The sequence below is a fragment of the Dehalogenimonas sp. NIT-SK1 genome (genome assembly GCF_055384165.1).
In genome coordinates this window covers 918,603-941,144 of record NZ_AP042352.1, presented here as the reverse complement: position 1 = coordinate 941,144, position 22,542 = coordinate 918,603, and the positions used below count along the sequence as shown (strand labels likewise).

The following is a 22,542-nucleotide window of genomic DNA, read 5'->3' as shown; positions in this document are numbered from 1 at the left end:
GTTAACTACTTGCCGAGTCATCTATCCGGTTTGCTTCAGCTTTCAACAATTCTACATCAGTTTCGGTAAATAATCTCCAACCCCGTCGATCGCGAGCAACGTTCTCCGGTAGTAAATCGTTCTTCAGCCACCTGAAAAGAGTTGTACGGCTTATTCCCGCTATTTCACAAACTTCGGCGGTACGGTAATATTTAATACCCTGTAATACTAACGTCATACTATTAAACCTTACACGGCTATATTCGGATATACTTTACAGCATAATATAGAAATTGGTAAATAGGTATTTAGTACTGTGCAGATTACTAAAGTACTATTTTTTAATTACAACGAGTCCCAGTTTGAGGTAAATATGAATTATTCAATCAATTTTTGTTAGTTTAACATCCCCAAATACCCCAATTTTACCCCCCACAATAATTACTCCCCCCCTAACATCTATAAAACCGGAAGCAAACTTTATGGCACGGCCTATATCGTCTTCGGTATAGACCATGTTCGCGCAAGCAGTGGCAATCGCATCTGCTTTTGCAACAGAAAGAGCAACAATAGTAACAGCGTCCGCCTTACCAAATGATAATGAGTGCCCAACGGTGCCAGACGAAGTGCAAAAACCGCAAGGGGTATATGAAGACCTAATTTCGATACCGATTCTGCCGCTAAAAGGCGAGTCACCTGCATGTATGCCAACAATACGGTCGCAAGAACTTTGAATGTATATATCTCCACCATTTTCAATAATCAGGTCTGAAGCGAAGTCTGACAGGTCTTTGCCGATAAATTCCGCGATAGCACCGGCTACTGAGGCCATAGGGCCAACTCCCGCAGCGAATCCGGCTTCAGCCATATTTTTTATTATTAAAGGGGCATCGCTCCTGACCTCAACTGGCTTGAGCGATGTTAGGAACTCTGGGTGGATTAGAATATAGTCTTCAATAATTCTTCGATATTTGACTGCTAAGCGCTTGGTTTTCCTCTTCAAGGCTTTGCTGGCGCTGATAAACAGATTAGTTTCATTAAGACTTATGCTAAATGATATAAGGTCAGGGCTTTTCGCTTTTTGGCGATACGTACGAACTTGGTACACTTCAAATCCTCAGAAGTGTAATTCCATTGAACGTGATGGACATGCTTGAATACAAGTACCGCACACTAGGCATTTGCTTTCATCAAACTCTATTTCATAACTATCCGGGTTTACTGAAAAAGCTGATGCCGGACAAATAGCAACACACGCTCCACAATCGGTACAACGTTCCTCATTCCGGGTAACTTCATGGCATAGAGTATCGATTATTAGACCTGTTTTTAGCATATAATCAATACCTTTATCAAAGTTGATGCGGTTTCCAGTTAATTCTAATACCATATGGCCTAATTCACTGCTGATTTCAGCTCTTAAAATATTTAATTCTAAGTTAAAATCTTTGATTAAATGATAAACTACGGGTTGGCTTACTAAATGCCGTGGGAATCTTATTGAAATTTTCTTACTTGTTATAGCCATAATAATTTACTCGGCTTTGATTGGACGTTCGTTTAGATTTCCTGGCTTAAGGTAACTATCTTTATTCCAAAGAGGCGCAACTGCTTCAGTTATCTCAAAGCTGCCACATTCTATGCGTGATTTTAAAACATGAGCTATTTCTCTGGCTCTGGGATAACTGGAAAGTGATGCTGTTGGAATACTTCGGTTATTGATTAGAACTTTCCCTGAGCGTAATTCCCTGTAATTAACTTCAGCAACAACATCCGGGTTGTTGTTAGGATATGCGGTTGAGTAATCAATTACCGCAGCGTAAATTTGACTATCATCTACCATTACATATCTCAAAACGTCTTCGTTTAGAATCGGGATTGGAATACCGATTCCAACTGATAATGTCACTCCATAACCCAGCATACTGGTGCCCATCAGGTATCGAGCGTTCATTTCTTTTAAATCACCTATAACAGCCAATGTGCCAGCCCCCCGCTTTGGAACATCATTAACTCCTCGGGGTACTGTAGGGTTGAATTGTGTTCCTGGCCAAGCTATATAGCCGTTAGCACCCCCTAGAAAGATTTTTGTGCCAATCCCAATGGTCTTATATAAAGGGTCATTTAATAAGGGGGAGAGTTGGCCGGCACTGCAATAATTAACATTACCCATATTGGGTTTTAACGTTCCCATATAGGTATAAATAGTTTGGTTGGAAAGATTAACAGCTACGTTATAATTTTGATAAGAATTCCGCATATTAAATAGGACAGCTTGGTTAATATCCCTTAAATTGATCCAAGTTTCCAACTTTTTTCGGGGATAGCAATCAGTACCATAAGCATGGACACATAATTTAATATCCTTTCCGGCTACTAAATCCTCGATTACATGCCCTCCACCATAATTGAATTCACCAGGGTGAAAATGATTTCTCGGGTCGGCATCTGCCAAGGCATTGGCTCCAAGCATAACATCTGCAGCCGCAAAACCACCATAAGCCGTTACATCATTGAATGTTATACTTCCGCCACCTAATTTAATACGTGGCTTTGTATGTCCAATGTTGAAATAAGCACCAGATGAACACATCGGGCCAAAGGTTCCAGTTGTGACCACGTCTACTTCACGCAGTGTTTGTTTAACCCCTTTTTCTTTCACAACATTAATTATTTCTTCAGCTGTAAAGACTACTGCCTTATTCCGGCGGATTTTATCGTTTATTTCTTCAATAGTCTTAGTCATCATTACCTCTTGTTGCCGAAGGGGATTAGCGTATAAATATAACATGGTAAGATAGAAGCGTAAAGGAAAATGCGCATTCACTAATACATATTTTATATTTGGTCTAATTAGCCCCTCGTATTACATTCAGCTATAATTAACCTATGAATAATGCTTTAGATTTACTAAAAACTGACTTGCAGAATAATATCAAGCGCAACGCTGATGCCTTGAAGCAATTGTCTCTTAGAATACATTCGACACCAGAACTCGGGTTTGAAGAAACTCAGGCAGTTAAATGGTTGTCAAAATATATGCAAAATAACGGTTTTACAATTGTTAAAAACATCGCAGGGCTGAAGTCCGCATTCCAAGCCAGTTACGGAAAAGATAAACCAATAATAGCGTTTATTGGTGAATATGACGCACTCCCCGACTTGGGACACGCTTGTGGTCACAACCTAATAGCGACAGCAAGTGCAGGCGCCGCGGTTGCTGCGAAGTCTCTAATTGACAAATATGGGGGACAGATACTATTTATTGGAACACCCGCGGAGGAACTCTTTGGCGGAAAAATCATAATGACCGAAAGGGGCATCTTTGATGAACTTGATGTTGCAATGATGGTGCATCCAAAATCCGGGGTTGATACTGCAACAACAAAGTCTCTCGCATGCATCACTCTTTATGTGGAATATTTCGGCAAGGAAGCGCATGCAGCCGCGGAGCCCCAAAAAGGAAGGAATGCATTGGACGCAATGGTTATTGCCTATACGGCAATTTCTACATTGAGACAGCATATTGAAAGCACAGCACGCATTCACGGCATCATAGTTGAAGGTGGGAAAGCAGCTAATATAGTGCCGGGGTATTCTTCCGGCAATTTTTTAATACGAGCTTCTGACCTTGATTACCTGAATGAATTGAAAGAACGAGTTTTAGATTGTTTTCGATCCGGTGAATTAGCTACCGGAGCAAAATTAAAATATAGATGGGACCCTATCGCATACGAACCATTAAAAAATAATACTACGTTGGGAAACCTTTTTTTAAATAACATGAAAAATCTGGGTAGGCAAATAGTTTTTGAGGATACCGAACAATCATTCGGCAGCACGGATATGGGAAATGTGAGTCAACGAGTCCCAAGTCTCCATGGATTTATTCAGATAGCACCTAAAGATGTTATCGGTCATACCAAAGAGTTTGCCTGTTCAGCGGCTTCGGAAAAAGGGTTGAATAGCATGTTAGACGCTGCTAAAGCACTCGTGATGACGGCAGCTGATTTATTATCAACACCGGATTTAATTCAAAGAGTTAAACAAGATTTTAAAAGCCAATAGTCCGAAGAGAAAATTTTATGGATTTTTTTATAGGCCTTGATGTGGGCTCTGTTAATACCAAAGCCGTTTTAATAAATAGCGATAACAATATTGAATTTCTAGTTTGTGAATCCACCCAAGGCAACCCTGTGAAAGCAGCATGCGAAGTACTAAGTGAAATTTCAGGTTTTTCAAAACGAAGCTATAATTTCGATAAGGTTCTCGCAGTTACTGGAAGCGCACGCGAAATAGTAGGTAAAAAGCTTGGAGCGAAGATTGTAAAAAACGAAATCACTTGCCAGGCCATAGCAGCATTGCATTACCATCCGGATGCAAAGACTGTAATCGAGATTGGAGGTCAGGATTCCAAACTAATTATTCTCGAAAATGGGATGGTGAGAGATTTCTCAATGAACACAGTGTGTGCTGCAGGAACCGGTGCGTTTTTGTCTCATCAGGCAAATAGGTTGGGTATCACCATCGACTCTTTTGCCGCCATGGCGATCAACAGCGAGTCACCGACGAGAATTGAAGGCAGATGTACCGTTTTTGCTGAAACAGATATGATTAGTGCCCAGCAATCGGGCGAAAAGCTTAAAGATATTATTTATGGAATGTGTTTTACTTTAGTGCAAAATTATTTGAGAGATACAGGGCGCGCCAAAAATATTAATCCGCCAGTAATTTTTCAGGGGGGTGTGGCAAGAAATGTGGCTATAGTCAAAGCATTTGAATCTGTTCTCAATTTCAAATTGACACTTGCTGACAACCCGGAATATACAGGAGCTCTGGGAGCTGCCTTGCTACTAAAGTACAATTTGGAGCATAATATATAGCTAACAACCATTATTTAAACAAAACTCATATTAAGAGAAGAAAGGTGAATTATGCGAATCGCTGTTGACGCTTCCGGGGGTGATTACGCCCCTTATGAAATTGTAAAAGGTGCGATAAAAGCGGCACAAGAATTAAAAGACAAGGGCGTAGAGATCATATTAGTCGGCAAGCGACCAGTCCTGCATGTCCAGGCAGGTAAACACAGAAAAAAACTTAACCTGTCAATAGTAAATGCTCCACAGAGTATTGATTTTCATGAACATCCCGTCGAAGCTTTAAAGAATAAACCCAAGTCCTCAATAGCAATCGGGACGATGATGGTAAAAGAAGGGAAAGCAGATGCTTTTGTTTCAGCCGGTTCAACAGGAGCTGTATTATGTGCCGCATATTTACTCCTAGGAAAAATTGACGGGATTGAAAGGCCTGCTTTGGGCAGTATTATTAAACTTGTACCCCATTCACCATCCTTATTGCTTGATGCCGGCGCAAATTCTGACTGCCGACCGCTACATCTCGCTGAATTTGCTCGACTCGGTAATATCTATGCAAAATATGTCATGGGTATCGAATCACCAAGGATCGGATTGATGAGCAATGGAAGTGAAGAAACTAAGGGTAACAAGCTAGTTGTTGAGACACATCAACTGTTAAAAAAAATGCCGAATATCCAGTTTATTGGCAATATAGAAGGGCATGACCTTGTAAAAGATACCGCTGATGTAATTGTGGTTGATGGCTATACAGGAAATATTCTAATTAAAGCATTTGAAGGATTAGGTGATTCTATAATTAAATTACGACAAGTCGGACAAGCAGTTTCCTCAGCATCACACTTAAGAGGAAGAGCGCTGTTAGCCGATGTAGGTATCGGGCACATGGCCAAAGGAATGGATTTCAGAGAATATGGTGGTGCTTGCTTGCTGGGTGTAAAGGGAACGGTTGTTGTATCACATGGACGTTCGAGGGCTAAAGCAATTAAAAACGCTATTCTCACAGCCAAGCGTACTGTGGAACAACGTATACCGGAGTTAATTGCTGAGGAGGTTAAAGTTAATGCCGATAAAATCAAGGTTTGATATCTTAATAATCGGTGGCGGTCCTGCAGGTTTGACAGCAGGGCTTTATACCGCTCGCGCTAAACTAAAAACTGCGATAATCGAAGGCAGTGGAGTTGGAGGGAGGATGGCTGAAGCCTGGGAAATTGAAAATTATCCTGGAATTTCAGAACCCATAAATGGATATGATTTAACTCAAAAAATGCATGAACAGACCGTTAAATTCGGAGTTGAGCACATCCAAACCGGTGTTACCGGGATTAAAGTCAAGGATTCTGAGAAAATAGTTATCACTCCTCTGGGGGAATTCGCCGGAAGTGCTCTTATTATTGCCGGCGGCTCGGAACGACGCAAACTTGGAATACCCGGGGAAAAAGAGCTGGTTGGACGAGGTGTATCTTTTTGCGCTACTTGTGATGGGCCATTTTTTCGTGAAAAAATTGTGGCAGTTATCGGAGGCGGTAATGGTGCACTTAACGAAGCAATTCACTTGACTCATTTTGCCAGTAAAATTTATGTTATCCACCGTCGGGATAAACTTAGAGCCACTCAAGTATTACAAGATAAGGCAAAAGCTGATAGTAAAATAGACTTTATTTGGAACACTGATGTAACCGCTATCATGGGTGAAAATTCGGTTAATAAAATAATAATTAAAAATGTCAAAGATGGGAAAGAATCGGATTTAGCTGTCGGTGGTGTTTTTATTGCCGTTGGATTAATCCCTAATACTGATTATCTTAAAGGTGTAGTAAATCTTAATAAATATGGTGCAGTTATAACCAACGAAAAGATGGAAACCAATGTTCCAGGCATATACGCAGCGGGAGATGTGAGGGAGAATTCAGCCAGGCAAGTGGTAACTGCTGCTGGTGATGGAGCAACTGCTGCCACTTATGCTCAAGACTATCTGTCCAAAAATCAAAGTATCAAGGAATAAGATTTTTAAAGTTATGAAAGTAATTCTTCTAAAGGATATTTCTAATATCGGCAAAAAAGGACAAATAAAAGAGGTTCCAGACGGATACGCGCGTAATTACTTACTCAAATCCGGGCTCGCAGCAGCAGCAACTAATAAAGCCACCGCTTTGACTAGGTCTAAAATAGATGCCGAACAAAAAAAACAAGCAAAAATTGCTGCAGAATTAGAGTCTACTGCAGAAATGCTTAATGATATTGTTGTTGAAGTGCAGGGAAAATGTGGTACGGGTGATAAATTGTTCGGGTCTGTTACCTCTGCCGATATAGCAGCAGCGGTGCATAAAGAAACCGGCTATTTACTTGATAAACGCAAAATCGAATTAGACGAACCTATAAAACAACTTGGGGAATTTACTGTACCTGTAAAACTTTCAGCTGCGCTCATACCCAAAATTAGAATAAAAGTGATCTCGAAGGAGAAATAGACGGATTTGGCCGAAAAACGATTGCCACCAAATGATATCGCTGCTGAAGAGGCGGTAAACGGCTCCCTACTTATTGATGGGAAAACAATCTATGAACTGGCAACGTTTCTCAAACCGCAGGATTTTTATTCAGAAGCTGGCAAATATGTATATGAAGCTGCACTTGGTTTGTTTCAGCGCGGTTCGGCTATCAATCAAATTACTGTTGCACAGGAACTGGAAAGGCAGCAGCGCTTAGAAAAAATTGGGGGAGCAGCGTATCTAACTCATCTTATCAGCGTAGTGCCGACATCTCTTGATGCGGAACATTATGCACGTATTGTCTATAATTTGTCTGTATCACGGTTGCTTATCAATGCGGGTACTCAAATTTCTGATTTAGGTTATACTGCTGACCCTGACCCAAATGCCATAATTTCCCGTTCAGAGGCCCTGCTTTTCAATTTAAGAAATGAACGCACAACTCTCGATTTTACCCATATTAAAAATGTTCTTGACAAATATCTTGAACCACCTCCTGCTCGTAATCAGTTAGAAAGTGTACCTACTGGTTTCTATGGACTTAATGATTATATTGGGGGATTGAAAAGAGGTGATCTGGTCATCGTAGCCGGTAGACCCAGTATGGGTAAAACTTCATTTGGTTTGAATATTGCCCGAAATGCTGCGGTGGATCACCATGCCTGTACGGCAGTATTTAGCTTGGAAATGTCTTCAGAATCTTTAGTGCAGCGCTTGCTCTCTGCAGAAGCCGGAATCAATATAAGATATTTCCAACCAGGTTCAGCTACCCCGGAAGAAGAAAACAAAATAATGCATGCTATAGGTAGTCTTTCTGAGGCTCCGATTTATATTGATGATAGTCCACAGCTAAGGATATCTGAATTAAGAGCAAAAGTACGTCGACTCGATTTTGAACACAAACTTGATCTCGTTATTGTTGATTATCTGCAATTGTTACAGGGTGATTCAAACAATAACCGTGGTGATAACAGAGTTCAAGAAATTAGTTATATCTCCCGTTCTCTAAAAGGCATCGCCCGTGAGCTTAATGTTCCAATAATAGCACTTTCTCAGTTATCTCGAGCTGTAGAAGGACGCCCCAGTCATCACCCACAACTTTCTGATTTAAGAGAAAGTGGTTCAATTGAACAGGATGCTGATATTGTAATATTTATCTATCGGGAAGAAGTCTATTATAAGACTGAGGAAGAATGGGCAATCCAGCATCCGGACGAAGAATTTCCTAGAGAGATAGCCGATATTATTATTGCAAAACACCGGAATGGCCCGATTGGGACAGTTAAGGTCAGATTCCGGCATGCGTTAACTAAATTCGAAAACCTTCAAACCGTAACAGAGATAACATAATTGTAATGGATACATTTAAGGGTTTTCAGGATAATTTCGAATACACTGCTATTCCAAAACCGTTTATTTCTAAAATATTACCTAAAATAGATGATCTAGATGAACTTAAAGTTATTATATTGTTTTTCAAGATAATCTCCGAAAAAAAAGGGGAAAATCGTTATGCTACGTTAACTGAACTCGCATATGAGAGTTCTAATTGGATTTCTGAAATGGAGCTTGCCTCAGCACTTAATAAGGCTACTGAACATGAGACTTTGTTAAAAGTACAATCAGAACAACATGACCATTTATATTTATTGAATACAATGGCTAATCAACAATACCTTAATGACAAAAAGCTTTCTCAGCAGACTGAACCAAAAAAAGATTTACCATTAACCAAACAACCCCCTGATATTTTCAGTATTTATGAGAACAATATTGGTTTAATCACACCGATTATTGCTGAAGAATTGAAATTAGCGCTTAGTACTTATCCTGAGGAGTGGATTAAAGAAGCTATTACTGAGGCCGCAAAGTATAATAAACGTAATTGGCGTTATATAAACAAGATATTAGATAATTGGGTCGCACAAGGCAAGGATGATGGAACATATCAACGACATAATGAAAAAAAACACGACAGATATGTCAAAGGCAGATATGGGCGCTTTGTCCAAAGATGAGGATAAGAGCCCGTTGGGATCGTTTAGTAATTGCCCCCTATGTCACGGAGCTAAATTTGTCTATCCCAAGACATCTTCCGGAAAAATAGATTATACGCGTATTGTTATTTGTCGATGCACTGACACAATTGCTGACGAAAAGCTAAAGAAACTGTTAAATTATTCCGGTTTAGGTACTCTTAGAGGTATATCTTTTGATACATTAATACCAAAAGAAGGATTACACAATCAAGATTTAATAAATAGTTATAAAGAAGTATTATCGGTGGCTTATGCATTTAGTCAAAAACCGGAAGGGTTTTTGATTATTACTGGCCCTTCAGGAACAGGCAAGACTCATATCGCAGCTGCTGTTACTAATAAACTCGTCGAAGCCGGCCGCGTGGTATTATACAGGTCTGCCCCGGATTTAATGGATGAGTTTCGAGGCCGATTTCTCAATGATGCTGAATCATCCCACCCAGATGCTTTTGAACAAATAAAAAAATGCCCAGTACTTGTTTTGGATGATATAGGAATTCAGTCTGATACCAATTGGACCAGGGAAAAATTAGACCAGTTGCTCACATATCGAAGACACCAGCAATTGCCCACTGTTTTGATATTGGCGATTTCAATGAATAATCTTGATGATCGCCTTAAACACCGAATTATTGGTTTTTCCGATTCAAAGATACTCCGGTTACGCGACCGGGAGAATACCGATCTAAGTTGGCCAACAAGTCTCCAACTCCAAATGGGAATGAATTTCGATAATTTTGACCATGATCGAATAAATCTTCCAATTGAGGAGCGGGAAAATCTATCCCGTGCTTACAAGGTAGCGTACGATTTTGCCTTATCACCTGAAGGATGGCTCATTTTACAGGGAGATACTGGTTGCGGAAAAACCCATCTTGCATCATCAATAGTAAATCATCGTTATAAAGAGGGGAAACCGGCGTATTTTGTGGTCGTACCGGAGTTTTTAGACCATCTTAGATCTACATTTTCTCCAGATAGTAAAGTGACATACGATGAGGTTTTCGACAGGGTAAAAACAACACAGTTTTTAGTACTTGATGATTTTGGCGAGCATGCAACAACATCTTGGGCCCAGGAGAAGTTATATCAGGTAATTAGTTACAGATATAACGCACAGTTGCCAACAGTTATAACATCTAGAGCCTCTCTCGAGGAAATTGATCCGGCAATAAGCTCGCGCTTCATCGACCATAAATTTAGTTTGGTATTTAATATTATAGCACCAGATTATCGTGGTGACGCCAAACATTCTACCAACAACAAAAGCAAATCTTCTCGTAATAACTATGGGAAAAAGTAAACTTTTAAATAAAAATAGATAGGTTATGCCGTATTATCTAGTATCATACAGTTAATAATGGTAAGGGAGATAAGGCATATATGCTCAATCATCCGGTATTGGTGCTAAATCAAAACCATGAGCCTATTAACATATGTCGGGTAAAAAGAGCTGTCGTGTTATTGGTCCAAGGAAAGGCAGAAACGCTGGAGAATGGTTTAGGTATGGCCCGATCCGGGTATCTAGCATTACAAATTCCTTCGGTTATCATATTGCAGCACCAAATTAAATATCATATGCCAGTGTTTCGCTTGAGCCGTGCAAGTATCTTCCTTAGGGATAACAATACCTGCCAGTATTGTGGCGAGAAAACAGTTTCACTCACTATTGACCATGTTATTCCCAGATTTCAAGGCGGAGGCTATTCTTGGGACAACCTCATAACGGCTTGCGTAGAGTGTAATAGAAAAAAAGCCGGACGCACTCCTGCCCAGGCTCATATGAAATTATTGACTTTACCTAGACGTCATGTTGGAAAACCTGTTATGTTAATCTTTTTCAAGTATTATGATATCGCAATTTCTTGTATCTTTAACTAGTAGTAAAATATCTGGTGATGGGAGACAGATCGGTAATTTCTAGGTGCCCCAACACCGTCATTTAGCAAGGTCGTCTCCCGAATAATCCCGGAAAGCCCGGACAGTTGCAAGGGTTAAACAAGCCCGCATCTGCAAGGATGGGATAAGGGAAAAAGGAGATGCATGGATATGGAAAGTTTTGTCGGCATTGATATCTCTAAAGCCTCTGTCGATGTAGCGGTACACCAGAGCAAGGAACACTGGACCTTTACTAACGATGAAAATGGCATCAAAAAGCTGGTTAATCTGATGCGCAAGGTTTCTCCCAGCCTGATTGTCATGGAGTCCACCGGCAGCTATGAAGTCGCAGCTGCTTATGAGTTGGATGCCCGCGGCTATGCTGTTGCGGTGGTCAATCCCCGCCATATCAGGGACTTCGCCCGTTCTACCGGTCTGCTGGCCAAGACGGACGTCCTGGATGCCAGAGTTATCGCCCGCTTCGCCGCCACCATTAAGCCGGCACCTCGTGTCTTGCCGGATGAGGAGGCCCAAAGACTGGCGGCAATCATGTCCCGGCGCAGGCAGGTGGTAGCTATGTTGACAGCGGAAAAGAACCGACTGGGTCAAGCAAACCATAATGTAAAAGAACGGATTACGCAGCATATAAGCTGGCTGGAACAGGAGCTGGATGATCTCAATAAAGAATCGGGTAGTATGATAGAAACCAATCCTGAGTGGAAAGAGAAAAGTGATATCATGCAAAGCGTACCAGGGGTCGGCCGTAATCTGGCGCTTACATTGCTTTCGGACCTGCCTGAATTGGGTACTCTGAATCGGAAGCAGATTGCGGCATTGTGCGGTTTGGCTCCATTCAATCGTGACAGCGGGCAAATGCGAGGCAAACGGTCTGTCTGGGGAGGCCGGAGCAGCGTGCGTGCCGCTGTTTACATGGCAGCCTTTTCGGCTGTTCGCTGGAATCCTTTGCTCAAGGAATTCTATCAGCGTCTGGTGGACTCGGGCAAACGGCGCAAGGTGGCTATGGTAGCCTGTATGCGTAAATTGCTCTGCATACTGAACGCCATGCTGAAAAACAGGACTATTTGGAACGTCCAAATTATTCATCCGCTGGTTTCTTGTCCTTAGTTTTCATTACAGTTGCTAAATGGAAAAAATATCTTCCCCCTGAATCTAAACACAGATAAAAGTGCATCATCGCCGCCTGTTTCTCCGGCGTGGCCTTTTTTCCTTAGTGTTCTTTTCATTAGTTTTCGATAATAATGTCTGTTTGTCATCATCTTCGGTGACCGGAGGGATGTCAATCTTCACGTCTTCTTTAGTAACAGGGCGTTTAATCGAAGGCTTAGCCTCACAATTTGTGCCCTGTTGAGGGCAGGCTTTACATTCAGCCATCTCGGCGTTTAACTTCTTATAAGTTTCATATTCATGGTTTAAACAGCATAACAATCTTCCACATACTCCTGAAATTTTCAAAGGATTTAAAGGAAGATTTTGTTCCTTTGCCATTTTTATCGAAACGGGGTCGAATTCTATTAAATAATTAGCGCAGCAAAACTCACGCCCGCAACGTCCGAATCCGCCAAGGAGCTTTGTTTCATCACGTGGACCTATTTGTCTCAATTCCACTCGCACTTTTAGTGTTCTGCCCAGTTCTCTTACCAATTCCCGGAAATCAATCCTTCCTTCGGCACTAAAATAAACAGTAATATGGGTATGATCCAGGTTGTATTCAGCTCTGAGACATTTCATTGGTAGCGCGAGTTGTTTGGCACATTCACGACAAATAGAAAGAGCTTCAGATTCCATACGGCGAATATTTTGCTTGCTTTGTATATCAGCTTCTGTAGCTATGCGAATAACAGGTTTTAAGGGGCTTTCTATCTGTTCATCACTAAGCTCACGAGGTTCATATAATACTGTCCCCAACTCAATTCCACGTGAAGTTTCTACAACCACCAATTTTCCTGGCGAAATTTCGTATCCAGATGTGTCGAAACTATATATTTTACCGGCTTTTTTAAAACGAACATCAACTATTTTAACCATTTATGCCAACACTTTCAGTCAATAAGGGTATATTTATCATAAGTACCTCAAGAGTTAAACGAGGATTGCCATTACATTGTAATTTATTTTGCGTTTCAATGATATCCGCAATCAATTGTGTTGTTTCTTCTATCGTAGACAATTGTGCCAATTTTAAGGTATTTCCTGAATAATCAATATTTATTATCAATTCCCGTAAATCAAGTTGGTGTAATACAATATCTCTTGATAAACTGAGCCATTGTATAAGGATATTATCAATGTCTTTTCGCCGTTGCGTATATTGGTTTATCAACTCACCGGTTAACTCAAAACGAGAACAAAAATCAGAGCTGAATATTTCAAAAAACGTTCTACAATTACTTGCTCTTGTTTCCATTAATTCATCTTGATATGCAGCCGTTATCGCCCAACCTACTCTCCCTTCACATATGCGTGATAATAAGACACCTTTTCCTTCCTGTATTTCCAATTGTTCCATCAAATACCGGAGTATTACTTTTTGTGAAACAGGATTAATTTTAAATAAACGGCATCGAGAGCGTACAGTTTCTGAAACAGTGTCTTCGGTGGTTGAGGTTAATATAAACACTGTATTACCTACAGGTTCTTCGAGTGTTTTCAATAAAGCGTTGGCGGCAGCATTTGACATTTTATCCGCGTTTTCAATGATAATAACTCGATACCTACCTTCATATGGCGGTAATACGGTTAATCGTTGAATTTCCCTAATTTGCTCAATTGATAATTCAGCACGTGATTTATCCCCTTCTGCTGTAGAGATTAATTTGACAATGTTTAGATCAGGATATCCCAAACTGGAAATACGTTTGCACTGATAACAAGTACCACATGGTGAGCCCATAGAAGATACAGGACAATTCAAAGACTGAGCAATTTTTATTCCTAAGGAATACTTCCCGCAGTTACTAGGCCCTACCAACAATATCGCATGAGGTAACTGCCGATTTTTGATCATGCTACTTATTGTATTTATGTTGTTATCCTGCCCGATGATCCCCCAAAATTCATTCATTAGTCCATATCACATCTCAATAAATCTTTGATTGTTTCCCGCCTTCTGATAAGCCGATGATTTCCATCATTTATCATTACTACTGCTGGTCGTACTGACGCGTTATAATTTGATGCCAAAGGCAAGCAATAAGCGCCACAGACAGGAATAACCAAAATATCACCTGTGGTGATTAGGGGTAGCTTGACATCACTGGCTAAAATATCACCAGATTCACAATAGCGGCCAGCAACGGTATAAAGGTGTTCCGCTTGGTCATGCATCTTATTGGCTAAATATGGCTCATATTTGGCTTCATAGAGAGTTGGCCGGATATTGTCAGCCATGCCACCATCTACACATATATAGGTTCGTATATCGGGAATTTCTTTTATTACACCGACAGTGTATAAAGCCACAGTCGACCGAGCCACCAGTGCCCTTCCAGGCTCAATGGCTAATTTTGGCAAATCTAATTTATGTTCTGCACATTTTTGAATAATATGATTGGTTATTGATTTAGCGTATTCTGTAATATCTGGAGGATTATCGCTAGAAAGGTATTTGACAGAGTAACCACCTCCAATATCTAATTCTTCGGTAATAAAACCGTAGCGAGATTTTATATCCGCCATAAATGTAATAGTTGTTGTCGCGGCATCTAGGAATGGTTGGATATCAAATATCTGAGATCCAATATGGTAGTGAAAACCCCTTAGTTTTAAGTTTTTGTCGGACAATATGCTTGGTATAATTGAGGAAGCTTCGTTAATGCTAAAGCCAAATTTAGAGTCTATGTTACCAGTGGAAATTTTGGCATGCGTATGAGGGTCAATCCCCGGTTTTATGCGTAAAAGAACATTAGGACACAATTTTTCTCTAGCAGCTAATAATTTCAAACGATTCAATTCGTCTTTATTATCAACTACTATCCTAGCAACACCACTCTCTAGAGCCAGTAACAATTCACTATCTGACTTGTTATTGCCATGGAAATATACTTCCTCCATAGGAAATCCTGCAGCAAGAGCAATTTCTATTTCCCCACTTGATACTGTATCCAACCCTAACCCTTCTTGGTGTATTATTTTCAAAATTGCTTTATTGAGCCAGGATTTACCAGCATAGATTACCTTCGTGTTAATATCATCTTGTCGGAAAGCAGAAATAAATTCACCGCAGCGGCTTCTTAAATCTTTTTCAGAACATATATAAAGTGGGGAACCGTATTCAGACATTAAGTCAACAACGTCGCATCCGTCAATCACCAAGTGCCCCTCAACAGATATGTCCGAATTGATTGGGAAAATATTAGATAAAGCTTTCATATTTTCATCATAGCAAGCTGTAATCACCTAGTCAAAGATTAATAGTAGTTGGTTTTCGTTCGCATATTTGATTGTTCAATCAAAACTACTGTGTTAGAATGGCCGCACTTTGAGCGATTCTTTATCCAAAGCTTATTATATTGCTTTTACCATGATTCCTGGAATCGGACGTGCCCGTTTGTCACTAATAGAAAACTATTTTGACAATATAGTAACCGCTTGGAAAGCCCCAGAGCGGGAGTATATGCAAACTGGTATTGATACAGCTACAGTTCAATCAATACTGCATTGGCGACGACATATTTATCCTGAACACGAACTAGAAAAAGCTGAAAAGGGCGGAGTACAAGTTTTTACCTACCATGATAAAAATTATCCGTTCAGATTAAAAGAAATATACGATTATCCTCCTGTGCTTTACGTCAAAGGATCCTTTCAAACAACTGATGCTATGTCATTAGCAGTTGTCGGTACTAGGAAACCTACTATATATGGTCGGCAAATTACCGAAGAATTGGTCTCCGAGCTCTCCAGGAACCAAATAGCTATTTTTAGTGGATTAGCTCGTGGTATTGACACTATTTCACACTCGATTTCTTTAAAAAACGGGGGGAAAACTTTTGCAGTATTAGGCAGCGGCATCAATGTTATATATCCTGCTGAGAATGCGAACCTTGCGGCACAGATTACAGAAAATGGAGCATTGATAAGTGAGTATCCTATCGATACCCGTCCACGGGCGGAGAATTTCCCTAGACGTAATCGCATTTTGTCGGGGATCACTTTAGGTACTCTAGTAACAGAGGCTGGAAAAAGAAGTGGTGCTTTAATTACTGCAGGTTACGCATTGGAGAATAACCGTGAGGTATTTGCTGTACCTGGAAGTATTCTTTCATCTCAAAGTATGGGAACTAATCTGCTTATAAAACAGGGGGCTAAATTAGTGCAGCAACCCCATGATATTTATGAAGAATTGAATTTGGAAAGCATAGCTGAACAACAAGAAATCCATAATTGGTTGCCAGAAAACAACAATGAAAATGAACTGTTCCAATGTTTAACCATCCAACCTACTCACATAGACGAAATATGTCGAACAACCGGTTTGCCAGCGGGAACGGTTTCCAGCACTTTAACTATGATGGAATTGAAGGGACTAGTAAGGCAGTACGGAAACATGAGTTATGCTTTAACTCGAACGGTTAATAATTTTAAGGTAGCAAAATGAAATGGTAAGATCCAAAAAACTGGTTATAGTAGAATCACCGGCAAAAGCGAAAACTTTAGCTCGTTTCTTAGGAACTGACTATATACTAAGAGCGTCAATGGGGCATATCAGGGATTTACCAAAAAGCAGACTCGGCGTAGATACAGAAAATAGTTTTTCCCCTAAATATGTTAATTTAAGAGATAAAAGCTCTGTAATCAAAGAATTAAAAGAAGCGGTCAAAAAAACTCCCGATGTCATCCTCGCTACTGATCCAGATCGAGAAGGTGAATCTATAGCATGGCACATAAAAGAAGCAACAAAAACGGTTCAGGCACGATACAGCCGGGTGGTTTTTCATGAAATTACAGAAGAGGCTATCTCACGGGCTTTTGAATCACCCCGCGAATTAAACACTAACTTAATAAATGCACAGCAAACCAGAAGGATACTTGACCGACTTGTTGGTTATAAATTATCTCCATTGCTTTGGCAAAAAGTACGACGCGGCCTTTCAGCTGGCCGAGTGCAATCCGTAGCTTTAAAAATTATTGTCGACCGGGAAAAAGAAATCTTAGGCTTTAATCCGGTAGAGTATTGGTCGATTGAAGCTTCGTTGCAAAAATCATCCACTTCAGAAAGTAAAAGTTTTAAAGCATTATTGATCGGAAAAGACAATAAAAAAAATATCCACATCCCCAATGCGGATACTGTTGCGGATATAAAAACCGATCTTAAAAATGCTGATTACAACGTTATAAAAGTGCAGGTAAAAGATTCTCTTCGTCAGCCATCACCACCATTCATTACCAGTACCTTACAACAGGAAGCCTGGCGAAAACATAAGTTTTCAGCTAAACAAACTATGGCACTAGCGCAGCAATTGTATGAAGGAATCTCAATTGGAAGCGATGGCAACGTTGGTCTTATAACCTATATGCGTACAGACTCTATTAATGTGGCACAATCGGCCATTTTAGAAACACGAAATTTTATATCCGAACATTATGGTCCTGAATTTTTACCAAAAAAAGCCAGGGTGTTTTCTAAAAAAGTTAAAGGCGCTCAAGAAGCTCATGAAGCAATACGCCCCACTAGCATTAATCGAGAACCTAAATCATTACAAAAATTTTTAACGCCCAGTCAATTCAAGGTTTACCAATTAATATGGCAACGCATGGCAGCCAGCCAAATGGCCGCGGCAGTTTTTAACTTGACAAATGTTGACATTGAGGCCAAAAGAACTCCTTCACGGACAGACTATTTATTCAGAGCTCAAAGTTCTATTAATAAGTTCCTTGGTTTTACCAGTATATATACAGAAGGCCAAGATGAAGAAGTAAAAATCCAGTCTAATCCACTGCCCCAGTTATCTGAGACAGAAAAACTGGAATTAATAAAACTGGAAGACGAACAACATTTCACTCAACCGCCCTCCAGATTTACGGAGGCAACTTTGATTAAAATACTCGAACAATACGGTATAGGACGCCCCAGTACCTATGCTCCAATATTGTCCATTGTCCAAACGAGAGAATATGTATCAAAGCAAAAAGGAATTTTCAAACCCACTGAACTTGGTATAACCGTAAGTGAACTCTTGGTACAGCAGTTCCCGGATATTATTGACACGGGATTCAGTGCTGATATGGAAACTAAATTAGACGAGATTGCTGCCAAAGGAATAGATTGGGTAAATGTCGTTCGTAAATTTTATTTTACATTTGAGAAAGATCTCAAAATTGCAGAAGAGGAACTGGAAAAAATATCTTTACCTCCAGAAATATCGAACGAAGTCTGCCCTGAATGTTCTAAGGATAAACTTGTTATAAAAACAGGACGTTATGGAAAATACATGGAATGCCCTCAATGTAATTTCCGCCAATCATTTCGCATTAAAACCGGCGTTATGTGCCCTGGTTGCCCTGAACAAGCTGAGCTTATTGGGCGCTACAATAAGAAAGGTAAAATATTCTATGGTTGCGCTGCTTTCCCTAAGCACAAGTTTGCCATTAATTCACGTCCACTCCCTGACTCATGCCCACAATGTGGGGGTTTGGTAACAGAATATCGGAGCGGGCAAAAGAAATGTACCAATAAAAATTGTGATTATAAGGCCAAGTTGGATCACGATGTCAACAACACATCTGTTTGAACGATATTTCGAATCTTTTCTTCACTATCTTGAAACGGAATTAAATCTTTCTCCCCGAACTGTACGTAATTATGTCAACGACTTGGTCGGTAACTTAAAAAAGGGGGAGCCCAAAGGATTTTTTCAATTTTTGGACTCACAACACATATTGTTTCCGGATTCCGTAGACAAATACGTAATTCGAAATTATTTAGCATGGCTACTTGAAAAAAGAATAGCCAAAAACAGTATTGCTCGAAAATTGTCTGCTATTCGGTCATTGTATCGTTATTTGTTACGCGAAGAATTAATTACTGAAAGTCCAATACCTGTAGTCCGTAAACATGGTGGCAGGCTATCTTCTTTTTCGCTTAAATTAGATAAACGCCTCCCTTCGTTCTTGACGATTGATGAAATAGGGCAATTGCTCGAAGTACCCGATCTTAATACTCCACAGGGATTACGGGACCGTGCGATTATGGAATTGATATATGCAGCTGGTTTACGTATAAGTGAATTAGTCAGTATTAAAGAGAGTCAAGTGGATCTTTACAGCCGTGAATTAAGGGTTATTGGCAAAGGGAAAAAAGAACGAATAGTGATTATTGGCATACCAGCGATTAAGGCTTTAAAAGCTTACTTAAAAAATGGGAGGCCCAAGTTAGTTAATAAAAGTAAACCAAACTCAGCGCTTTTATTGAATTATCAAGGAGGGGCATTGACAGTACGTTGGGTTCAGAAAACAGTTTTAAGGTATGCCAAGCTAGCCGGAATCAGGCAGGAAGTGCATCCCCACCTATTGCGACACAGCTTTGCTACTCATATGCTCGATGGAGGCGCAGATTTAAGGGTAGTTCAAGAACTTTTGGGGCACTCAAGTTTATCAACAACGCAAATATATACTCACGTAAGCCGTTCGCAAGCAAAAAAAATATATCGAACGTCTCATCCCTTAGCGAAAGAAGAGTGATTCATGGTGACTAATCAGTATGACAGAATATGCCGCATGAGGCAGTGTTTCAAGAATTACAATATAGACGGACTTCTTGTTTCTAAGCCAGAAAACCTATTTTATCTTTCAGGATTCAAAGGATCGGTAGCCTACTTTATCATCACTCCTAATAAAGCCAAATTAGTTGTCGATTTTCGTTACCATGAACAAGCTGAATCTCAAACAACGGAAAATGAAATTGAAGTAATCTGTACAGAAGGCCCATTTGATGCCTGGTTACCAAAATTATTAGACGAATTGCGTATAACACGTCTAGGTGTAGAATCAGAATATATAACAGTTGGTTGTCTTGATAAATGGCAAACCAGTCTTAAATCTGCAAGTCATCTCGCAAAGATTATCCCTCACAAAAACATTGTAGAAACATTACGTGAGATTAAGGGTAAAGAAGAAATCATCTTAATCAAGAAAGCCATAGAATTAACCGAAAGCGCGTTATCACATGTAAGGAATAATTATTTAAAACCGGGAATAAGTGAAAATCAAATAGCCTGGGAAATTGAAAAATATATTAAAGAATCTGGTGGGGAATTGGCTTTCCCGGTTATTGCAGTCGCCGGCCCATCATCATCTCAACCACATGCTCAACCAAGCGATCGTAAGATTCAATCGGAAGAACCAATAGTAATTGATATGGGGGCAAAACTTAATGGTTATTGTGCAGATATAACTCGCACTTTGTGGCTCGGGGAAGAGGATGTTCGATTTAAGCAATTATATGATATGGTGTTGAACGCACAAAATTTAGCCATAAAAAATATTACTAATGATACACTCGCTTCAGACGCAGATCGATTTGCCCGTAAATACTTAGTTGAAAAAGGTTTTACATCAGAGTTTGGTCACGGTTTGGGACATGGTTTAGGCTTGGAAGTGCACGAATCACCCAACATCAGCGGTCACTCAAAAGACCGGCTCAGGAATGGCATGGTATTTACAGTTGAACCTGGTATTTATATACATGGATGGGGCGGCATTAGGATTGAGGATGATGTTTTATTGGATTATGGTAGAATCCAACTATTAACCCACTTTCAAAAATAAGAGGCTGAAATTTGATAAAAGCTGATCTCCATATTCACACGTTCTTTTCAATGGATGCTTCCACAACCTTTGAGGAACTAACCGAGCACTGCATAAGCAATGCGATCGACGTCATTGCTATCTCCGACCACGGTACTATTGAGGGAGCTCTTGAATATATAAAAACCGACCCTCCTGTTAATGTGATAATTGCCCAGGAAATTCTTACGCACCACGGAGAAATCATGGGGATGTTTTTAAATAAAACAATTCCCTCGGGTGGTTCGGTGGATGAAACGCTTGATGAAATAAAAAAACAAGAAGGTTTGGTATGTATACCTCATCCCTTTGATCCTGTTCGGGGATCTGCATTAGATATCAGCATTATTCACCAGCTTGCCGAAAAAGGACAGATAGATTTGATTGAAGTGCAGAACGCACGGTATGTTTTTGCATCAAGCGGTGAAAAGGCGAAAAAATTTGCCAAACAGTATGCTATCCCCGCAAGCGCCGGGAGTGACGCACATAGTGCCGATGAAATCGGCAGGGTCTTTCTTAAGATGGATTATTTTGACAACAAGGTCGAGTTTATAGAGTCACTTCTCTCGAGTTTAATTTATGGCAAACACCAAAGTCCACTTATACATTTGGGAAGTACAGCGCGTAAATTTAAAAACAAAATAATGGGGCATTAAATGTATAGTATCGGGTGGTTTTCATCAGCCAAAGGCCCAGGGTCACGTAATCTTCTTACCGCTGTCCATGAAAGTATTCAAAGCGGTGAAATTCAAGCCAAGATTGAATTTATTTTTCTTAGCAGGGAACCTGGTGAAGCGATTGAGACCGATAAATTCTTAGAATTGGCCAATTCTTACGATATACCTGTTATAAGTTATTCATATCGGCGATATAAAGAAAAAAAAGGTTCACAGCCGTTAGATAATGGTTTTATGCCTGAATGGCGAAAACAATATGATCGTGAAGTAATACGGATGCTCTCGAATTATCCAAAACCGGATTTATGTGTTCTTGCCGGATATATGCTTATAGTGAGTGAAGTGATGTGTTCTTATTTTAAAATGATTAATCTTCATCCGGCAGCACCGGATGGACCAACTGGTACTTGGCGAGATGTTATATGGAAATTGATTGAAGAGAGATCCGATAATTCCGGGGTGATGACCCATCTGGTCACCCCGGAACTTGATAGAGGGCCGGTGGTAAGTTATTGTCGTTTTTCTTGTAATGACCATACTTCTTCCGACCTTTGGGAAAATATTGAAAATAGAGACATTTCTAATATTATAAATTTGGAAGGCGAACAAAATTCATTGTTCAAACATATCAGAAATCAAGGGGTGATACGTGAGTTGCCGCTTATTATTCATACATTAAAGGCTTTTGGTGAAAATCGGTTAAAAATATCGAACAATCAAATTTTGGACCAAAAAGGGAATGTTATTAAAGGTTATGATTTAAGTGAGGAAATTGATCGACTGGTTAAAGGTTGATTTT

The 22,542-nt window shown here is 40.0% G+C and carries 23 protein-coding genes; 16 read left to right on the top strand and 7 right to left on the bottom strand.

Annotated features, from left to right (window positions below):
- Position 1 precedes the first annotated feature (1 nt).
- The 4 genes from ACZ48S_RS04895 to ACZ48S_RS04880 all read right to left on the bottom strand — a co-directional run bounded on the left by ACZ48S_RS04895 (position 2) and on the right by ACZ48S_RS04880 (position 2,725).
- Positions 2 to 217 carry a MerR family transcriptional regulator gene (locus ACZ48S_RS04895; RefSeq protein WP_464211495.1) on the bottom strand — a complete coding sequence of 72 codons (216 nt, stop codon included), beginning with the start codon at positions 215 to 217 and terminating at the stop codon, positions 2 to 4.
- A 144-nt stretch (positions 218 to 361) separates the two neighbouring features.
- Complete coding sequence (locus ACZ48S_RS04890; protein ID WP_464211493.1) at positions 362 to 1,087, bottom strand: UPF0280 family protein; 726 nt, start codon at positions 1,085 to 1,087, stop codon at positions 362 to 364.
- A 9-nt stretch (positions 1,088 to 1,096) separates the two neighbouring features.
- The gene (locus tag ACZ48S_RS04885; RefSeq protein WP_464211491.1) at positions 1,097 to 1,507 is read right to left on the bottom strand and encodes an NIL domain-containing protein; all 411 of its coding nucleotides are present in this window, start codon (positions 1,505 to 1,507) and stop codon (positions 1,097 to 1,099) included.
- Between the two features lie 6 nt (positions 1,508 to 1,513).
- Positions 1,514 to 2,725, bottom strand: coding sequence for a homocysteine biosynthesis protein (locus tag ACZ48S_RS04880; RefSeq protein ID WP_464214562.1), 1,212 nt, complete (start codon positions 2,723 to 2,725; stop codon positions 1,514 to 1,516).
- Positions 2,726 to 2,868: 143 nt separating this feature from the next.
- On the opposite strand from ACZ48S_RS04880, the gene ACZ48S_RS04875 reads away from it, so the two are divergent.
- The 10 genes from ACZ48S_RS04875 to ACZ48S_RS04830 all read left to right on the top strand — a co-directional run bounded on the left by ACZ48S_RS04875 (position 2,869) and on the right by ACZ48S_RS04830 (position 12,387).
- Positions 2,869 to 4,047, top strand: coding sequence for a M20 family metallopeptidase (locus tag ACZ48S_RS04875; RefSeq protein WP_464211489.1), 1,179 nt, complete (start codon positions 2,869 to 2,871; stop codon positions 4,045 to 4,047).
- A 17-nt stretch (positions 4,048 to 4,064) separates the two neighbouring features.
- Positions 4,065 to 4,862 (top strand): acyl-CoA dehydratase activase, encoded by a 798-nt coding sequence (locus ACZ48S_RS04870; protein WP_464211487.1) that lies wholly within the window; start codon positions 4,065 to 4,067, stop codon positions 4,860 to 4,862.
- Between the two features lie 51 nt (positions 4,863 to 4,913).
- A complete protein-coding gene (plsX, locus tag ACZ48S_RS04865) occupies positions 4,914 to 5,939 on the top strand; it encodes a phosphate acyltransferase PlsX (RefSeq protein ID WP_464211485.1) in 1,026 nt (341 codons plus the stop codon).
- Positions 5,917 to 6,858 (top strand): thioredoxin-disulfide reductase, encoded by a 942-nt coding sequence (gene trxB / locus ACZ48S_RS04860; RefSeq protein WP_464211483.1) that lies wholly within the window; start codon positions 5,917 to 5,919, stop codon positions 6,856 to 6,858. The genes plsX and trxB overlap by 23 nt, the downstream gene beginning before the upstream one ends.
- A complete protein-coding gene (gene rplI / locus ACZ48S_RS04855; RefSeq protein ID WP_464211482.1) occupies positions 6,794 to 7,324 on the top strand; it encodes a 50S ribosomal protein L9 in 531 nt (176 codons plus the stop codon). Before trxB ends, rplI begins: the two co-directional genes overlap by 65 nt.
- A 6-nt stretch (positions 7,325 to 7,330) precedes the next feature.
- The gene (gene dnaB / locus ACZ48S_RS04850; protein ID WP_464211480.1) at positions 7,331 to 8,695 is read left to right on the top strand and encodes a replicative DNA helicase; all 1,365 of its coding nucleotides are present in this window, start codon (positions 7,331 to 7,333) and stop codon (positions 8,693 to 8,695) included.
- A 5-nt stretch (positions 8,696 to 8,700) separates the two neighbouring features.
- Positions 8,701 to 9,363, top strand: a complete 663-nt coding sequence (locus ACZ48S_RS04845; protein ID WP_464211478.1) for a DnaD domain-containing protein — start codon at positions 8,701 to 8,703, stop codon at positions 9,361 to 9,363.
- Entirely contained in the window at positions 9,281 to 10,687 is a 1,407-nt protein-coding gene (locus ACZ48S_RS04840; protein ID WP_464211477.1) for an ATP-binding protein, read from the top strand. Before ACZ48S_RS04845 ends, ACZ48S_RS04840 begins: the two co-directional genes overlap by 83 nt.
- Before the next feature lie 80 nt (positions 10,688 to 10,767).
- Positions 10,768 to 11,265 (top strand): HNH endonuclease, encoded by a 498-nt coding sequence (locus ACZ48S_RS04835; RefSeq protein WP_464211475.1) that lies wholly within the window; start codon positions 10,768 to 10,770, stop codon positions 11,263 to 11,265.
- Between the two features lie 168 nt (positions 11,266 to 11,433).
- Complete coding sequence (locus ACZ48S_RS04830) at positions 11,434 to 12,387, top strand: IS110 family RNA-guided transposase (protein ID WP_464214532.1); 954 nt, start codon at positions 11,434 to 11,436, stop codon at positions 12,385 to 12,387.
- Positions 12,388 to 12,453: 66 nt separating this feature from the next.
- Here the strand turns inward: ACZ48S_RS04830 and ACZ48S_RS04825 are convergent, their stop codons facing one another.
- The 3 genes from ACZ48S_RS04825 to lysA are packed head-to-tail and all read right to left on the bottom strand — an operon-like array spanning position 12,454 to position 15,651.
- On the bottom strand, positions 12,454 to 13,308 hold the full coding sequence (locus ACZ48S_RS04825; protein ID WP_464211473.1) for a PSP1 domain-containing protein: 855 nt from the start codon (positions 13,306 to 13,308) through the stop codon (positions 12,454 to 12,456).
- Positions 13,301 to 14,344 (bottom strand): DNA polymerase III subunit, encoded by a 1,044-nt coding sequence (locus ACZ48S_RS04820; protein WP_464211471.1) that lies wholly within the window; start codon positions 14,342 to 14,344, stop codon positions 13,301 to 13,303. Before ACZ48S_RS04820 ends, ACZ48S_RS04825 begins: the two co-directional genes overlap by 8 nt.
- Positions 14,344 to 15,651: a diaminopimelate decarboxylase gene (gene lysA / locus ACZ48S_RS04815; RefSeq protein ID WP_464211469.1), complete on the bottom strand. Its 1,308-nt coding sequence runs from the start codon at positions 15,649 to 15,651 to the stop codon at positions 14,344 to 14,346. Before lysA ends, ACZ48S_RS04820 begins: the two co-directional genes overlap by 1 nt.
- A 109-nt stretch (positions 15,652 to 15,760) precedes the next feature.
- Between lysA and dprA the strand changes: the two genes are divergently transcribed.
- Genes dprA through purN form a run of 6 tightly spaced genes read left to right on the top strand, consistent with a single transcriptional unit; the run spans position 15,761 to position 22,538 of the window.
- The gene (gene dprA / locus ACZ48S_RS04810; RefSeq protein ID WP_464211467.1) at positions 15,761 to 16,879 is read left to right on the top strand and encodes a DNA-processing protein DprA; all 1,119 of its coding nucleotides are present in this window, start codon (positions 15,761 to 15,763) and stop codon (positions 16,877 to 16,879) included.
- A gap of 1 nt (position 16,880) precedes the next feature.
- Positions 16,881 to 19,013, top strand: a complete 2,133-nt coding sequence (topA, locus tag ACZ48S_RS04805) for a type I DNA topoisomerase (RefSeq protein ID WP_464211465.1) — start codon at positions 16,881 to 16,883, stop codon at positions 19,011 to 19,013.
- Positions 18,991 to 19,962 (top strand): tyrosine recombinase XerC, encoded by a 972-nt coding sequence (locus ACZ48S_RS04800; RefSeq protein WP_464211463.1) that lies wholly within the window; start codon positions 18,991 to 18,993, stop codon positions 19,960 to 19,962. Before topA ends, ACZ48S_RS04800 begins: the two co-directional genes overlap by 23 nt.
- 3 nt (positions 19,963 to 19,965) lie before the next feature.
- Complete coding sequence (locus ACZ48S_RS04795) at positions 19,966 to 21,048, top strand: M24 family metallopeptidase (RefSeq protein WP_464211462.1); 1,083 nt, start codon at positions 19,966 to 19,968, stop codon at positions 21,046 to 21,048.
- Positions 21,049 to 21,059: 11 nt separating this feature from the next.
- Complete coding sequence (locus ACZ48S_RS04790; RefSeq protein WP_464211460.1) at positions 21,060 to 21,722, top strand: PHP-associated domain-containing protein; 663 nt, start codon at positions 21,060 to 21,062, stop codon at positions 21,720 to 21,722.
- Entirely contained in the window at positions 21,723 to 22,538 is an 816-nt protein-coding gene (gene purN / locus ACZ48S_RS04785; protein WP_464211458.1) for a phosphoribosylglycinamide formyltransferase, read from the top strand.
- Positions 22,539 to 22,542: the final 4 nt, after the last annotated feature.

What these genes read in the sequence shown, in the direction of transcription:
- ACZ48S_RS04795 (WP_464211462.1), top strand. Translation starts at nt 19,966, where the DNA reads ATGGTGACTAATCAGTATGACAGAATATGCCGCATGAGGCAGTGTTTC.
- ACZ48S_RS04885 (WP_464211491.1), bottom strand. Translation starts at nt 1,507, where the DNA reads ATGGCTATAACAAGTAAGAAAATTTCAATAAGATTCCCACGGCATTTA.
- ACZ48S_RS04825 (WP_464211473.1), bottom strand. Translation starts at nt 13,308, where the DNA reads ATGGTTAAAATAGTTGATGTTCGTTTTAAAAAAGCCGGTAAAATATAT.
- ACZ48S_RS04845 (WP_464211478.1), top strand. Translation starts at nt 8,701, where the DNA reads ATGGATACATTTAAGGGTTTTCAGGATAATTTCGAATACACTGCTATT.
- purN (WP_464211458.1), top strand. Translation starts at nt 21,723, where the DNA reads ATGTATAGTATCGGGTGGTTTTCATCAGCCAAAGGCCCAGGGTCACGT.
- lysA (WP_464211469.1), bottom strand. Translation starts at nt 15,651, where the DNA reads ATGAAAGCTTTATCTAATATTTTCCCAATCAATTCGGACATATCTGTT.
- ACZ48S_RS04840 (WP_464211477.1), top strand. Translation starts at nt 9,281, where the DNA reads ATGATGGAACATATCAACGACATAATGAAAAAAAACACGACAGATATG.
- topA (WP_464211465.1), top strand. Translation starts at nt 16,881, where the DNA reads ATGGTAAGATCCAAAAAACTGGTTATAGTAGAATCACCGGCAAAAGCG.
- plsX (WP_464211485.1), top strand. Translation starts at nt 4,914, where the DNA reads ATGCGAATCGCTGTTGACGCTTCCGGGGGTGATTACGCCCCTTATGAA.
- ACZ48S_RS04880 (WP_464214562.1), bottom strand. Translation starts at nt 2,725, where the DNA reads ATGACTAAGACTATTGAAGAAATAAACGATAAAATCCGCCGGAATAAG.
- ACZ48S_RS04820 (WP_464211471.1), bottom strand. Translation starts at nt 14,344, where the DNA reads ATGAATGAATTTTGGGGGATCATCGGGCAGGATAACAACATAAATACA.
- ACZ48S_RS04835 (WP_464211475.1), top strand. Translation starts at nt 10,768, where the DNA reads ATGCTCAATCATCCGGTATTGGTGCTAAATCAAAACCATGAGCCTATT.
- ACZ48S_RS04875 (WP_464211489.1), top strand. Translation starts at nt 2,869, where the DNA reads ATGAATAATGCTTTAGATTTACTAAAAACTGACTTGCAGAATAATATC.
- ACZ48S_RS04830 (WP_464214532.1), top strand. Translation starts at nt 11,434, where the DNA reads ATGGAAAGTTTTGTCGGCATTGATATCTCTAAAGCCTCTGTCGATGTA.
- ACZ48S_RS04870 (WP_464211487.1), top strand. Translation starts at nt 4,065, where the DNA reads ATGGATTTTTTTATAGGCCTTGATGTGGGCTCTGTTAATACCAAAGCC.
- rplI (WP_464211482.1), top strand. Translation starts at nt 6,794, where the DNA reads ATGGAGCAACTGCTGCCACTTATGCTCAAGACTATCTGTCCAAAAATC.
- ACZ48S_RS04895 (WP_464211495.1), bottom strand. Translation starts at nt 217, where the DNA reads ATGACGTTAGTATTACAGGGTATTAAATATTACCGTACCGCCGAAGTT.
- ACZ48S_RS04800 (WP_464211463.1), top strand. Translation starts at nt 18,991, where the DNA reads ATGTCAACAACACATCTGTTTGAACGATATTTCGAATCTTTTCTTCAC.
- trxB (WP_464211483.1), top strand. Translation starts at nt 5,917, where the DNA reads ATGCCGATAAAATCAAGGTTTGATATCTTAATAATCGGTGGCGGTCCT.